16 protein-coding genes are annotated in these 13,811 nt (G+C 72.9%); 7 read left to right on the plus strand and 9 right to left on the minus strand.

Annotated elements, in window-relative coordinates; all coding sequences use genetic code 11:
* Positions 1-10 precede the first annotated feature (10 nt).
* Positions 11-805 carry a S1 family peptidase gene (locus ACRAKH_RS20575; RefSeq protein WP_380728702.1) on the plus strand — a complete coding sequence of 265 codons (795 nt, stop codon included), beginning with the start codon at positions 11-13 and terminating at the stop codon, positions 803-805.
* Between the two features lie 5 nt (positions 806-810).
* On the opposite strand, the gene ACRAKH_RS20580 is transcribed toward ACRAKH_RS20575, so the two are convergent.
* From ACRAKH_RS20580 to ACRAKH_RS20595, 4 genes are all read right to left on the minus strand, one after another.
* Positions 811-1,968, minus strand: coding sequence for an acyltransferase family protein (locus ACRAKH_RS20580; RefSeq protein WP_380728700.1), 1,158 nt, complete (start codon positions 1,966-1,968; stop codon positions 811-813).
* Between the two features lie 302 nt (positions 1,969-2,270).
* Positions 2,271-4,565, minus strand: a complete 2,295-nt coding sequence (locus ACRAKH_RS20585; RefSeq protein WP_380728698.1) for an Orn/Lys/Arg family decarboxylase — start codon at positions 4,563-4,565, stop codon at positions 2,271-2,273.
* A gap of 152 nt (positions 4,566-4,717) precedes the next feature.
* A complete protein-coding gene (locus ACRAKH_RS20590) occupies positions 4,718-5,641 on the minus strand; it encodes an LLM class flavin-dependent oxidoreductase (protein ID WP_380728696.1) in 924 nt (307 codons plus the stop codon).
* A 62-nt stretch (positions 5,642-5,703) separates the two neighbouring features.
* Positions 5,704-6,804 carry an NAD(P)/FAD-dependent oxidoreductase gene (locus tag ACRAKH_RS20595; RefSeq protein WP_380728694.1) on the minus strand — a complete coding sequence of 367 codons (1,101 nt, stop codon included), beginning with the start codon at positions 6,802-6,804 and terminating at the stop codon, positions 5,704-5,706.
* Between the two features lie 240 nt (positions 6,805-7,044).
* Between ACRAKH_RS20595 and ACRAKH_RS20600 the strand changes: the two genes are divergently transcribed.
* The 6 genes from ACRAKH_RS20600 to ACRAKH_RS20625 all read left to right on the plus strand — a co-directional run bounded on the left by ACRAKH_RS20600 (position 7,045) and on the right by ACRAKH_RS20625 (position 11,566).
* A complete protein-coding gene (locus ACRAKH_RS20600) occupies positions 7,045-8,076 on the plus strand; it encodes a DUF2330 domain-containing protein (protein ID WP_380728692.1) in 1,032 nt (343 codons plus the stop codon).
* Between the two features lie 83 nt (positions 8,077-8,159).
* Positions 8,160-8,714: an RDD family protein gene (locus ACRAKH_RS20605; protein WP_380728690.1), complete on the plus strand. Its 555-nt coding sequence runs from the start codon at positions 8,160-8,162 to the stop codon at positions 8,712-8,714.
* Positions 8,715-8,737: 23 nt separating this feature from the next.
* On the plus strand, positions 8,738-8,866 hold the full coding sequence (locus ACRAKH_RS20610) for a hypothetical protein (protein WP_380728688.1): 129 nt from the start codon (positions 8,738-8,740) through the stop codon (positions 8,864-8,866).
* Between the two features lie 105 nt (positions 8,867-8,971).
* A complete protein-coding gene (locus tag ACRAKH_RS20615) occupies positions 8,972-9,541 on the plus strand; it encodes a hypothetical protein (RefSeq protein WP_447009190.1) in 570 nt (189 codons plus the stop codon).
* A gap of 97 nt (positions 9,542-9,638) precedes the next feature.
* Positions 9,639-9,929 carry a transcriptional regulator gene (locus ACRAKH_RS20620; protein WP_380729316.1) on the plus strand — a complete coding sequence of 97 codons (291 nt, stop codon included), beginning with the start codon at positions 9,639-9,641 and terminating at the stop codon, positions 9,927-9,929.
* Between the two features lie 524 nt (positions 9,930-10,453).
* Positions 10,454-11,566 carry a sugar ABC transporter substrate-binding protein gene (locus ACRAKH_RS20625; protein ID WP_380729318.1) on the plus strand — a complete coding sequence of 371 codons (1,113 nt, stop codon included), beginning with the start codon at positions 10,454-10,456 and terminating at the stop codon, positions 11,564-11,566.
* Positions 11,567-11,589: 23 nt separating this feature from the next.
* Here ACRAKH_RS20625 and ACRAKH_RS20630 read toward each other — a convergent pair whose 3' ends face one another.
* From ACRAKH_RS20630 to ACRAKH_RS20650, 5 genes are all read right to left on the minus strand, one after another.
* A complete protein-coding gene (locus tag ACRAKH_RS20630; protein WP_380729320.1) occupies positions 11,590-12,192 on the minus strand; it encodes a DJ-1/PfpI family protein in 603 nt (200 codons plus the stop codon).
* Positions 12,189-12,407: a hypothetical protein gene (locus tag ACRAKH_RS20635; protein ID WP_447009191.1), complete on the minus strand. Its 219-nt coding sequence runs from the start codon at positions 12,405-12,407 to the stop codon at positions 12,189-12,191. Before ACRAKH_RS20635 ends, ACRAKH_RS20630 begins: the two co-directional genes overlap by 4 nt.
* Before the next feature lie 5 nt (positions 12,408-12,412).
* Positions 12,413-12,664 carry a DUF3817 domain-containing protein gene (locus ACRAKH_RS20640; RefSeq protein WP_447009192.1) on the minus strand — a complete coding sequence of 84 codons (252 nt, stop codon included), beginning with the start codon at positions 12,662-12,664 and terminating at the stop codon, positions 12,413-12,415.
* A 14-nt stretch (positions 12,665-12,678) separates the two neighbouring features.
* Positions 12,679-13,191 carry a hypothetical protein gene (locus tag ACRAKH_RS20645; RefSeq protein WP_380729325.1) on the minus strand — a complete coding sequence of 171 codons (513 nt, stop codon included), beginning with the start codon at positions 13,189-13,191 and terminating at the stop codon, positions 12,679-12,681.
* A 94-nt stretch (positions 13,192-13,285) separates the two neighbouring features.
* Positions 13,286-13,687 carry a MarR family winged helix-turn-helix transcriptional regulator gene (locus tag ACRAKH_RS20650; RefSeq protein ID WP_380729327.1) on the minus strand — a complete coding sequence of 134 codons (402 nt, stop codon included), beginning with the start codon at positions 13,685-13,687 and terminating at the stop codon, positions 13,286-13,288.
* Positions 13,688-13,811 lie beyond the last annotated feature (124 nt).

Genomic DNA, 13,811 nt, shown 5'->3' on the forward strand with positions numbered 1-13,811 from the left:
CGGAGTTCCCATGCGCGTCTTCCCGCTGCTGTGCTCGGTCCTGTCGCTGTGCGTGGCGACGGCGGTCGGCTCCCCCGCCACGGCGTCACCGGACGACCGGGTCGTCGGCGGCGAACCGGTCGACATCAGCCGCCACCCGTCGACGGTCGCGATCATGTTCAAGGGCCACCCGAACTTCGAGCAGGGCTGCGGCGGCACGATCGTCGCGCCCACCAAGGTCCTGTCCGCGGCGCACTGCTTCTTCCGGCGCGGCAAGCTCCGCCCCGTCTCGGACGTGACGGTCGTCGTCGGGCAGACCGACCTGACGTCCGCCCCGGCCGACCGCAAGATCCAGCCCACGGCGATCTGGGTGCACGACCGGTACCGCGATGTGGTGCTGGGCGACGACATCGCGGTGCTGACGCTGCCCCGGCCGGTGAGCCAACCGGTGATGCCGCTGGCCGGCCCCGGGGACGGCGCGCTGTACCGGGCGGGCACACCGGCCACGGTCGTCGGCTGGGGCCACACGGCCGACGGCGGCCCGAGCTCGCCGAAGCACCTCAGGCAGGCGACCGTGCCGGTCTACTCCGACCAGGAGTGCGCGGACGCGTACCCGCGGTACCGGCGCGCCAAGCAGGTGTGCGCGGGCTACCCGCGGGGCGGCAAGGACGCGTGCCAACACGACTCGGGCGGGCCGTTGACGGCCGGGGGCAAGCAGATCGGCATCGTGTCGTGGGGCAACGGCTGCGGCCAACCCGACAACCCCGGCGTCTACGTGCGGGTCAGCGAGTACAAAGCCCTGATCGAGCAGCGGCTCCGTTCCTGACGCCGCTACTCGACCGTGCCCGCCCGGCTCGTCTGCCGCACGCGACGCGGCTGGGGTTTCAGGCCCAGCGGCACCCGCAGCGCGGGCACGGTGCGCGCCAGGCCGTACGTCGCGACGCCGCCGGCGACCGTGGCGGCCAGGATGATCCCGGCCTCCGCCGGGGCGGGCAGCCGCACCGGCGCCAGGAAGTGGCCGGCCAGCACGATCACCGTCTGGTGGACGATGTAGAACGGGAACACGGCCTCGTTCAGGGTGGCCAGGCGCGGGGAACCGGTGCGGACGTGACGTCGCGCGTAGCCGAACAGCGCGCAGATCACCATCCACGCGTAGGCCTCCCGCAGGAAGGCGACGCCCGTGCCGGACCAGCCCGACCAGTCGTCCGCGCCGAGGCGCGCCAGGGTCAGGTAGGCGGCGGCGAGGACCAGCGCGGCGGCGAGCGTCCCGGCGCGGACCTTCTGGAGCAGCGCCCAGGCGGCGTCCCGCTTCGCCAGCAGGAACCCCAGCAGGAACGCCGTGCCGTACTGGAGGTGGGAGTAGCCGTCCGCCCAGAGCACGTGGGTCTCGCCCCAGGCCCGGTGCGCCGTGGCCCGGTACAGCCCGAACAGCAGCGCCGGCACGACGAGCAGTCCCGCGCCCGTCAGCAACCTCGCCGCCACGCGGTCGGCCGCGGGCGTGAGCGGACCCGCCGCGAGCGCGACCATCGTGTAGAGCCACAGGTACGCGACGAACCAGAGGTGGTTGTAGGTCGGCAGGATGACGCCGAAGCTCTGGTCGAACATCAGGTAGCGGGGCCAGAAGTCGGCCAGGTCGCCGGTGTAGCCGGTCTTCTGCACCACTTCCGCCCAGCTCTGCGGCGGCACCACGACGAACACCCCGAACGTCAGCGGCACGAGCAGGCGTTGCGTGCGCTGGGCCGCGAGCGCCCCGGCCGCGAGCTTGTCCGCCATGAACCGGGTGGCCGCGCCCGAGATCACGAACAGCAGGGTGAGGCGCCACGGGTTGAGGGCGCCCATCCAGTGCTCCAGCTCAGGCATGATGTGAGCGCTCTTCACGTGCCAGTCCCAGGGCACGTAGAACATGCCCAGGTGGTAGAGGATCAGCAGCAGGAACGCGCCGACTCGAAGCACGTCGAGGTCGTGGCGGCGGGCGGGCGGTGCGGTCATGGCGGAAAGTCTCCCGGTGGTTCCGGCACAACCCGGCCGGCCGTGACGTGGCCGCTACGGCCACGGGACGGGCGTCGGCGTGGTGGCGCCCGGGACCGCCCGACCGCCCGCCACACTGAACTTGGGGCACCACGGATGACCGCTTCGTACCTGTTCGGCGCGACCGCGGCGTCGTTCCGGGCGCGACCGGGAACCCGCGCGCGGCCGGTGACGGCGGTCGGGTCGCGGACGCGCCGACGCCATTCCGGGAACCTTCGGTTTCGGAGTCCCGCGCTGCGGTGTGCCGCCAACCCCGGTGCGGCCTACTCGGTCACGCAGGTGATCCAGTACCTGCCGTCCTCGTGGTGCACGCCGTGGGTCTCGCTGGCGAAGCCCGGGAAGTTCTGGTCGAACTCCTCCAGCACGCGCAGGTACCGCGGCAGCGGGCTGTCGACGGGGCCGACGCGCTCGCCGGGCACCAGCACCGGGATGCCGGGCGGGGTGGTCGTGACCTGGGTGGCGACCACCCGGTCGGCGAGGTCGGCCAGCCCGACCAGCTCCGTCCGGCCGCGGATGAAGCGCTGGTACGCCTCGGCCGGGGTCATCACCGCGACGGGCGGCGTGGGGCTGGTGAACGCCTCGTTGAGCAGCGGGATGACCTCGCCCTTCGTCAGGCTGTCGTGCATCTGCGCGCACAGCTCCGGCAGCGTCAGGCCCGCGTACCGCCGCGGGTGCGCGGCGACCAGGTCCGGCAGCACCTCGGCGAGCGGCGCGTCGTGGTCGTAGAGGTGCTTGAAGTCCGTCAGGGCGTCGAGCAGCGTGCCCCACTTGCCCTTGGTGATGCCCATGGAGAACAGCACCAGGAACGTGTAGACGTCCGTCTTCTCCACCACGATCCGGCGGGTCTCCAGGTAGGCGGTGACCACGCGGGCCGGGATGCCGAAGCCGGCCACCTCCCCCGCCGCGTCGACACCGGGGCACGTGATCGTCACCTTGACCGGGTCCAGCAGGCAGAAGTCCGGTTCGAGGCCGCCGAACCCGTGCCACTCCGCGTCCGGGTCGAGGGTCCAGCACTCGGGCCGGGTGCGGAGCAGGTCCACCGGCGCCCGGTCGAACGGGACCCGCTCGCCGGTGTCCGGGTCGGTGACCTCGTCGGGCTGCCACGCGCCGAAGAACCACGGCGGCCGGTCGCCTGCCTCGGCCAGGCGGCGGCCGAGGTGGACGACGGCCTGCCGGAACCTGATCGCCTCGGTGATCGCCTCGGTGGTCAACCACTGCCCGGAGGGGCCGTCCATCATGCCCGCGGCGACGTCGCAGGAGGCGATCATCGGGTACAGCGGCGAGGTGGTGCCGTGCATCATGTACGTCTGGTCGAACCGCGATCGGTCGAACGGCGCCTTGCCGCCGGACTTCACGTGGATCATCGCGGACTGGGACAGCGCGGCCAGCAGCTTGTGGGACGAGTGGGTGGCGAACACGGTGGGGCGGCGCCCGTCGTCGCCGTCGACGGCCATGCCGTAGCGCCGGGCGTAGAGCGGGTGGAAGCGGCCGTAGGCGAACCACGCCTCGTCGAAGTGCAGGACGTCGGTCGACGCGCCGAGCAGCTCCGTGACCCGGACCGCGTCGTAGCACAGCCCGTCGTACGTCGAGTTCGTCACGACCGCGTACACCGGGTCCGGGGACACGGCGTCCGCGGCGATCGGGGTCCGCGCGACCTGGGCGCGCACCGCCTCGGGGGTCAGCCGCTCCGGCGGGATGGGGCCGGTGATGCCGTAGCCGTTGCGGCTGGGCACGAGGTAGACCGGCCGCGCGTCGGTGAGCACGACGCCGTGGTTGATCGCCTTGTGGCAGTTGCGGTCGAGCAGCACGAGCTCGTCCTTGGCGACGGCGCTGTGCACGATCATGCGGTTGGACGTGGAGGTGCCGTGCAGCACGAAGTACGTCGCGTCCGCGCCGAACACGCGGGCCGCGTTGCGCTCGGACTCGCCGACCGGGCCTGTGTGCTCGAACAGCGAGCCCAGCTCGCCCACCGACACCGAGACGTCGGTGCGGAACAGCCGCTCGCCGTAGTAGTCGTAGAACGCCCGCCCCACCGGCGACTTGAGGAACGCGACACCGCCCGCGTGGGCCGGGGTGTGCCACGAGTAGGCGTGCGTGTCGTCGAACCTGGTCAGCTCCCGGAAGAACGGCGGCAGGACGTGCTCCAGGTACTGCCGCGCCGCGAAGTCGATGCGGCCCGCGATGAAGTCGGGCGTGTCCTCCAGCAGCCAGATCCAGCCGTTGATCACCTCCGAGACCCACAGCGGCGCGTCGTCGTCGTACTCGCCGGTCGTGAGCAGGAAGACGGGCAGGCGGGCCGAGAACCGGTCCAGCAGCATGCGCAGCACACCGCCGTCGCCCAGCTGCACGCCGCCGCCGACCAGCTCCCAGCTCACCGCGGCGGCGGCGATGTCGGCGTCCGCCTTGACCACGGAGGCGGCGTCGTCCTCGGAGTGGACGAGCACCACGTCGTAGCCGCACCCGCGCAGGTGGGCGCAGACCTGGTCCACCTTCGAGGCGGGCACCACGTGGTCGTCCGAGGTCCGGTCGGCGGCGATGAGGATGGTCGACTGCGGCATGGGCCGGCTCCCTCGTGTGACGTGGGCGGGCGCTCCTACTCCGAACGTAGGCAGCGCCGTGCCCGCCGATCGCGAAGACCACCTGTCCGTGGCGGCTCTCTCGCCCGGAAGAGTGGGTGGTCGCGCAGCGCAACCGGTGCGGCTGAAGGGTTTCAGCGGGTGGCGGGAACCGCCGCCGCGAGGGCTTCCCGCACGGCCGGGACGATCTCCGCGCCCCACCGGGCGAGGGAGCCGCGGTCCGGCGTGCCGCCGTCCGGCGAGAAGAGGAGGAACCCGGACGCGCCGTGCTCCAGCACCGCCCCGGTCAGCTCCTCGACCCACTGGTCGGGTGACCCGCCGAGCCACCGGCCGTCGCCGTCACGGGTGGCGCGCAGCGGGTGGTCGGTGATGCGGCCGGGGACGTTGAAGACGGTCCGGACCTCGCGCGGGTCACGGCCCACCGCGGCGGCGGCCTCGTCGATGACCGGCCGTGACGAGCGGTAGCGCGTGCTGAGCCAGTCCGCCGCGTGGCCCGGTATCCAGCCGTCCGCCACCCGGCCCGTGGCGGCCAGGGACCTCGGGCCGACCGATCCCGTCCACACCGGTGGCGCGGCCACGGGGGCGGGCTCGATCCGGTTCACCCGGTAGTGGCGACCCCGATGGGTGACCGGCGGTCCGCCGCCGGACAGCAGCCGCACCAGGACGATCGCCTCCTCGAAGGCGTCGACGGCCTCGCCCGGCGAGAGCGGCGGCACGCCCAGGTCGGAGATCCGGTCCCACCGCCCGCCCGCGCCCAGGCCGAGCACCACGCGGCCGCCGGACAGCGCCGACAGCGCCGTCACCGTGCGCGCCAGCAACGGCGCGGGCCGGGTCGGCAGGTTGGTGACGTTGGCGAACCCCGCGATGTTCTCGGTGCGCCCCAGCACGAACCCGACCGCGGCGTACGCGTCGAGGCGCCCGCCGAGGTAGGGGTGGTCGGACAGCGAGAAGACGTCGAGCCCGTCCCGGTCCGCCCGCGCCGCCAGGGCGAGCAGTTCCGGTCCGTCCTCGATGCCGCTGTGCGCGCCGAAGCCGAAGACGACTCCCTGTGTGGACAACGTCGCGCCTTTCGTGATCAACGGTCGGATCCCTTGACTGCCGTGCCGACGGCCGTGGGGCGTCAGCCGATGGCCGTGGGGCCGAACTGCTCGGTGAACCGCCCGGTGAACAGGTCGGCGCCCTTGTACTGGGAGACGGTCGCGGCCGTGACGACGGACGGGCCGTCGGGCGAGGGCAGCTGGCCGACCCCGCCGGTCGAGCCGAGCGGGAGCAGGATCATCGGGTGCGGCAACGGCCGGTAGGTGGCCGCGGGCGCTTCGCCGCGCAGTTGGGCGGCGATGTTCTTGGCGACGACCTCGGCGTGCTGCATCGCGTACCCGGCCATCTTGGCCTCGGGGACGTCGGTGATGTCGCCGACCGCGTACACGTGGTCGTGCCCCCGGACGTTGAGGGTCTCGGTCACCGCGACCCGGCCGTCCGGCGTGCGGGTGGTGAGGCGGCCGTCGGCGAGGTAGTCGCTGTTGACGCGCACGCCGTGCGCGCGGAACCAGATGTCCGCCGTGATCTCGTCGCCGCCGGTGGTGGTGGCGGTGAACGTGCCGGCCCGACCGGGTCCGGTCGGCGGAGGCGTGGTCAGCGCCTCGCCCAGCCGCAGCCGGACGTCCAGCTCGCCGAGTTGGCGGCGCAGGTCCTCGACCATCTCCGGCTCATAGGCGGGCAGCAGCCGTTCGGCCGGGTCGACGATCGTCACCTCCTTGTGCGGCCAGGCTTCCTTGACCTCCCCCGCCAGTTCCAGGCCGACCGGGCCGGCGCCGAGGATCAGCACCCGGTCGGCGGCGGCCAGTTCCTTGTGGGTGCGGCGGAAGTCGTCCAGCGCCTCGCTCGTGGAGTCGGCGTCGGGCTTGGCCGGGTAGGCGTAGCTCGACCCGGTGGCCAGCACCAGGTAGTCCGCGTCGACGCGGCGGCCCGAGGCCAGCGTGACGCCGCCCGGGTCGACGGAGACGGCGCGGTCGCGCAGCGCGGTGCCGCGCCTGAGCAGGGTGTCGTAGGGGAAGAACGCGTTGCCGGCCCAGTCCGGCCGGGTCACCGCCCGCAGCGAGGCGGCCGCGTTGAAGAACGCGTCGCGCGGGTCGACGAGGACGACGTCCGCCTCCGCCTCCAGCGCCTTGGCGACGGCCGCGCCGCCATAACCGCCGCCGATGACCACGACTGTGCGGCTCATGGGGTTCACGCTCCTGTCGGGAAGATGCAGTTCGTAGTACGAACCATATTAGTTCGCAGTACGAACTGCAACCGGCTGCCGCACGTGCGTCCCACGTCACAGCGGACGAGGTGGGTCCGCACGGACACGGGCCGGGCTGCGTGCCTGGGCCGCCCCTCGCACCTCCGCGGTCGGCGGTGTGTGTCCGATCAAGACGGTTGGACGGGGAACCCGAATGTCACCGACGACGTCCGACGAGGCATGGCAACCGGCCGCAAGGCAACCCGCGTCGCGGTGGTGGCGGCTCTCGTCGCCACCCTGGTGGCGGTCGATCCCGCTCTGTCCAACGCATGCGCCTGCGGCGCGTTCGTCGCCAACGACAAGCTGCGCACGCAGCAGGAGACGGCGTTGGTGGAGCTCACCGGCGACACCGAGTCGATCACCCTCTCCGTGCAGACGCAGTCCGAGGCGACCCAGGCGGCGTTCCTGATGCCGGTGCCCGCGCGCGCCCGGTTCGAGGTGGCCGACGGGGAGTTGTTCACCGAGCTGGACCGGGTCAGCCGCCCGGACGTCGAGGTGCGGCGCGTGTACGTGGACGGCGACGGCGCGGGCGCCCCGCCCGAGTCGGAGAACGGCGCCACCGTCGTGGACCACGTCGAGGTCGGCCCCTACGAGGTCGCCCAGCTCGCCGGCGCCGACGCCACCGCCGTCACGCAGTGGTTGGGCGACAACAACTTCACTCTCCCCACCGCCCTCGGAGGCGCGCTCGGGCCGTACCTCGCGGAGGGCTGGTTGGTCGTCGCGGTGCGCCTGGCGCCGACCTCCGGCAGCTTCTCCGACGGACTGCCGCCGATGCGGCTCGCGTTCGAGACGGACACCCCGGTGTACCCGATGCGGTTGTCGGCCACGGCCGAGAGCAGGCAGCCGTTGCGCCTGTACGTGCTGGCCGACCACCGGATGGACATCACCAACCCGGCGCCCTCCGGCCCCGCTCCCGACCTGACGTTCGCGGGCGAGGTGAAGCCCGACCCGCAGTACCCGGCGCTGTCCGCCGCGTTGGCCGGGCCGCGCTACCTGACCCGCTACGACGGCGAGTTCCGGCCGGCCCAGATCACCGACGACATCCGCTTCGCCCGCGCCGCGACCGACGAGCCGCACCGCGCCGTCGTGGTCGTCAAGGAGTACGTCACCTCGCCGTGGCCGATGCCCGCGCTGCCGCTGATCCTGGTGGTCCTGGCGCTGGTCGCCGGCGCCGTGCTGGTCGTGCGCCGCCGCCGCTCCGCCAAGCCGTGACGGTCCGCCCCGGAGCGGACCGCCGTCCGGTCATGCCCCGGAGCTGACGCACACCGTGCCGACCGCCCGACCAGGAGAGTGCTGTGACAGTGCCCGGAACGCGACGCACGCCGGCCGAGTTCGAGATCGCCAAGGAGCACGCCGAAGCCGTGGTCGGGCGGCGGCTCGCCCGACGGCTCGACGTGTTCGCCGACGGCACGCTGCACGTCAAAGCCGGCGAGGGGGCACGGTTCCTGGCGTGGCTCGTCGACTTCGTGGTGTACCTGGTGGGCGTCGGGCTCGGTTTCGTCGTCGTGTCGGTCGTGCACATCAAGGCCCAGTTCTCCGACGAGACGCTGGTGTGGCTGCTGCTTGCGCTGATGTTCGTGGTCCCACTGCTGTACGGCATGTGCTACGGCAACGGCCGCGCGCTCGGCGCGGTCCTCATCGGCACGCAACTGGTGCGGGCCAAGGACGGCAGCCGCGTCGGCGGCAGGGCGTGGTGGGCCATGCTGCTCCGGACGCTCCTCCTGCCGTTGCTGATCGTCGTGCTCCTGGCGGTCGCGTTCGCCGGCGGGCCGTCCTTCGGCGGCTCGCCCGGGAGGACCGCCATCGACCCGGCCGCCACCCGCCGACTCCACGCCGCGGGCATCCGGTGAACCCCGGCCCCGCATCGCACCTCGTGGCGGAACGGCCGTGGCCCGCGCTGGTCCGGCCGGACTGCGCGAACGTCGTGTGGATCGCGGCGGTGCTGCCCTTCCTCGCGGTCGGGGTCGTCCACCAGACGGTCAGGTTCGTCACCGCGGGCTGAAGCGCCGCGGGCTGAAGCGCCGCGGGCTGGGGCGCCGCCTGGGCGTCTGGTGCCGGCGCGCCGCGCGGCAGTAGCCTGTCCCGCCGGTGGCGACGGGGGTGGACCATGGACGACGCGGCCCCGCGGGCGCACGACGTGCTCACCGAGCTGACCGACCTCCAGGCGCTCGCCCGCGCCGCCGGGGTGACGTTCACGTTCCCGCTCCTGGTGTTCGGCACGGCGGGCCTGTGCAGCGCGGCCCTGCTCTGCTGCGCGCCCCACTGGGTGTACACCGGGTGGTGGCTGGCGGTCGCCCTCCTGGCCCCGCCGCTGATCGCGGCGCACTACCGCCGCCGACTGCGCCGCCGCGGGATCGGCCTCGACCGGGGGCGCGCGCTGCGGCACGTGCTGGCCGCGGAAGCGCTGGCCACCGTCCTGTGGGTGCAGCCGTGGCACCCGGACCACGTCAGCCTGCCGTGGCTGGCGGCCGCGGCGGGCGCGGTCGTCGCCGGGCACGCGTGGCGCGACCACGGCCTGCACGTCGTGGCCGCGGGCATCGCCGGCGCGGTGGCCGTCGCGGCGGCCCTCGGCACCCCGATGGCGTGGACGGACCTCGTGATCGGCTCCTGGCTGATCATCGCCGCGATGTGGTGGCGCAGGCCGAGGACCGGCGGCCCGGTCGTGCCGGGAGCCTGACGGTTCACGACCTCGACGGCGGTGCGCTTGCGTTACCGTGGACGCCGCCCGGTCACCAGAGGGGGATCACGTGGTCGCTTCGGAGCGCCATCCGTCGGTGGAACTCGACGACGTGGTCCACCAGCGGGTTCGGCTCGGCATCCTCGCGGTCCTGCACGCCGCTGACTCCGCCGAGTTCCCCTACCTCAAGCAGTTGCTCGAACTCACCGACGGCAACCTCAAGCGCCACTTGGACGTGCTGGTCGACGCGGGTTACGTGACGACCACGCGCACCGAGAGCGGGCGGCGGCGCACGACGGTCACCATCACCGACGCGGGCCGCCGCGCGTTCCGCAGCGAGATCGACAGCCTGCGCCGGTTGGCCGACCTGCCCGCGCCGCCCGCGTGACGTGGACGCCCGCTCCGGGCGGGCGCCCCACGTCCGGCCGTCAGTAGCCGTTGGGCGCGCGCACGTCCACGAGCGGCGGGCGGTACGACGCAGGCGCGGCGTTGAGGTGCGGGCGGTCATGGGGTGCTCCAATCGGAACGGGTCCTCCGGGCGGAGAGCGGCGGACGAGCCACGCCGTCCGCAACTTTGCGATGCAAGGCAAGACGGTTGCAGCCACCCCGACGGCCGCGCGGCTGCGCCGTTCGCCGCACACCCGGTTGCTCGCCACCCGTTGACAGTTCTCGCCAACGACCCGTTCTGCCGTGTTCGGGATTCCCGGTCCAGCCGAATTGACATCATTCCCGACGAGTGGACCGGAATTCCCGGTCCACCGCCGCTGACCTCGGCGGTTGCGGTTTTTCACGAGCCGTTTCACCGCGATGGGTCACGGCGCGAACGCGAATTGTGCGACCCCTTGACGTGGGGTCGGCAAAGCGTTGAAATCCCGTCCTTCCCCTTTCGCGGTAGAAGACCGGGAGTTCGTCATGCGTCGTCGGAGAGCGCTCTCCGCCCTGCTCGTCACGTTGACCGTCACGGCGTGCGGTGATCACGGCGGAACCCCGGCCGACGGCTCCGGCGAGGCCGCCGCCAAACCCGTGGTCGGCGTGATCCTGCCCGACGACGAGGCGTCCTCCCGGTGGGTGGAGCAGGACAGCCCGAAGCTCGGCCAGGCGCTGCGGTTCGCGGGCGTCGAGCCGGTGATCGAGCACGCCGACAACGACGAGGCCAGGTTCGCGAGCGTCGCCGACGACCTGATCCGGCGGCGGGTCGACGTCCTGGTGACCACCCCGCTGAGCGCGGTGGGCGGCGCGGCCGTCGAGGCGAAGGCGAAGGCCGCCGGCATCCCGGTCATCAACTACGACCGGATCAGCATGGGCGGCCACGCCGACTACTACGTCTCGTTCGACAACCTCGACGTCGGCGAACTGCAGGCCGAGGGACTGCTGAAGTGCCTGGGCGACAAGCCCGGCGCGCAGATCATCGAACTCCAGGGCTCCCCCGCGGACAACAACGCCACGCTGTTCGCCGACGGCCAGCGCCGCAAGCTCGGCCCCCTGTACGACCGGGGCGCGTTGAAGCTGGTCGAGAGCCACGCGGTGGACAAGTGGGACGTCGCCGCGGGCAAGGCCGCGTTCACGCGGATGCTCGACGCGAACGGCGGCCGGGTGGACGGCGTGGTCGCCGCCAACGACGGCCTGGCGGGCGCGGCGATCGACGTGCTCAAGGCGCGTGGCCTCGCGGCGGGTCGGGTGCCGGTGACGGGCCAGGACGCCACCCTCGACGGCCTGCGCGCCATCCTGCGCGGCGACCAGTGCATGACGGTCTACAAGCCGATCCGCGACGAGGCCGAGGCCGCCGCGCGCCTGGCCGCCGCCGTCGCCAAGGGCGACCTGAGCGGCGCCGACGACCTGGCCACCGGCAACACCCGCGACAACGTGTCCCGGCGGGACGTGAAGTCGGTGCTGCTGGGCGCGGACCTGGTCACCCGCGACAACGTCCGCCGGCTGGCGGTCTCGGAGAACGTGGTCAAGCCGGCCGAGCTGTGCGCGGGCGACACCGCCCCGGCGTGCGCCGAACTGGAGATCCTGGTGGGGTGACCGGCGGGCGGCTCCCGCGGCGATCAGACCGGTTCGTCCGCGAGGTACGGCGGGGCGGGGTCGTACTGGATCTCGCGGCGGACCCGCCGGGCGTGGTCGCGGCCGTGCAGGGCGCCCACGAGCCACAGGGCGCTGTCGATGCCGGCCGAGACGCCCTGGCTGGTGACGACGTTGCCGTCCACGACGTACCGGGCGTCGCGGACGACCGTCACGTCACCCTTCTCCGCCAACGCGTCCTCGTAGTCCCGGTGGGTCGCCACCCGGCGGCCGCGGCCCGGACCGGCGGCGTGCAGCAGGAACGCTCCGGTGCACACGCTGACGACCCACGAGGCCGTCGCCGCCGTCCCGGCGATCCAGCCGGTGACGACGGGGTTGCGCGGCTGCGCGACGCGCGCGCCCCGGCCGCCGGGGATGAGCAGCACGTCCAGCGGCGGGTGGTCGGCCAGGGTCCGGTCGGGCAGGACGCGCAGGCCCTTGGCGCACCGGACCGGGTCCAGGCGCTCGGCGAGCAGCAGCGCCGTGTCCGCGTCGTCGCGGAGCTTCGCGGAGGTGGTGAAGACCTCCCACGGCCCCACGAAGTCGAGTTCTTCGACGTCGTCGAAGACCAGCAGCCCGTACGTCGTCATGATCGTCCCTCCGGGTTCGCGTCGTGCGAATCGTCGTAGTCGTGCAGGCTCGGTTCCCGCGCCATCAGCTGCTCCCAGGTCGGCCGCGACCGGCCGTACAGGTAGGAGCGCGTGCTGTGGTTGACGATGGCGGGCGCCTCGATGCCGCGAGGGAAGCCCGTCGCGGCCTCGGCGAGCCCGGTGGCGGGGAACGGCAGGTTGCCGTAGAGGTCCATTCCGGTCAACTCTTCCGCGTGGACGGCGCCCGCAGTCGGCGCAGGGCGAGCACACCGCCCACGCCCGGCAGGAACGCCCGCCACCGGACGTCCGGCGACGACTGTGTGAACGCCAGGGCGATGACGGTGACGTAGGCCATGCCGTGCAGCGGGCCGGCGACGGAGGTGATCTGTTCCCAGTGGACGGTCGCCAGGTTGGCCAGCAGCACGGTGATCGACAGCGCCTCGACGGCGGCGGCGACCCGGAGCCCGGTCACGGTGCTCACCGCGTTCACGCCGCCACCGAGCCCGGCCGGACGATCATGAGCACGACGACCGCCGTCCACACCAGGTTGTAGACGCCGGTGATCGCGGCGAGCGTGCGCAGCTTGCGGCCGTCGTCGGGACGGTCGAGCGCGTCGCGCTGCCGGGGGTGGATCTGCGTGGCGAGCAGCAGTCCGGCCGCGGCGGTGAGGACCATCGCCAACGTGATCCAGATTTCGCCCATCCGGTCCTGCACGACCGCCAACGCGATGCCCACCACCGGCACGACCAGGCCGAGCAACGCATAACCGCCCGTGACGCGGTGCAGAGCGACAGCGACGGCGCGGCTCCGTTCGCGCGACGCCTTCACGTCGGTGGCGGCGTTCGGGCGGTCCCCGGCCATCCCGGCGACCGCGCGCACCGGCTCACCTCCACCCGTGAGCAGTGGCGCGTACCGGGGGAAGAGGCTCGCGGCGACGGCCGAACCGCCGACGAACACGATGCCGGCGACCACGTGGATCGACAGCAACAAGTGGTTCATGAGGACTCCAACCTTCAAGGTGCCTGAAGCTTAGCGTAAGCTTCAGGCACCTTGAAGGTCAGTGGTCGATCATCAGTGGTCGGTCAGTGGTCGATCAGGAGAGGAACGCCGCCCGCACGGCCGCGCCGAGCCGCTGCTGGACCGGGTCGGCCGCCTCGCCGAACAACCGCTCGTCCACCTCGGCGATGGCCTGCCGTGCCTGGTCGAGGAGACGGGTGCCCTCCGGCGTGAGCTCGATCGTCGACGCCGAGCCGGGGCGGGCGTTGAGGTCGCGGACCAGGCCGGCGCCGACCAGCGCCTTCACCGCCCCGTGCACGGACTGCACGGTGGTGCCCGACATCCGCGCCAGCTCGCTGAACGACACCCCCGGCACACCCGCGATGTGACCGAGGAGCCCCAGCCTGCCCACCGTCAGGTCCAGCGGGGCCAGCGCCGCGCCCAGCTCGTTCTCGATCCTGCGCGCCAACGCGAGGACGACGATGGACGTGCTGGTCACAGGTGGACGTGGGCGGTCGTTCCGGTCGGTCACGGCCACAGTCTCCCGCATCGTCCCGCGCCCCGTGGACGACGAACGGCCGCCCGCCGAGAGGGCCGCCGCCTGTCCTCCGACACGCGGATGA

It is taken from the genome of Saccharothrix hoggarensis, assembly GCF_052936025.1.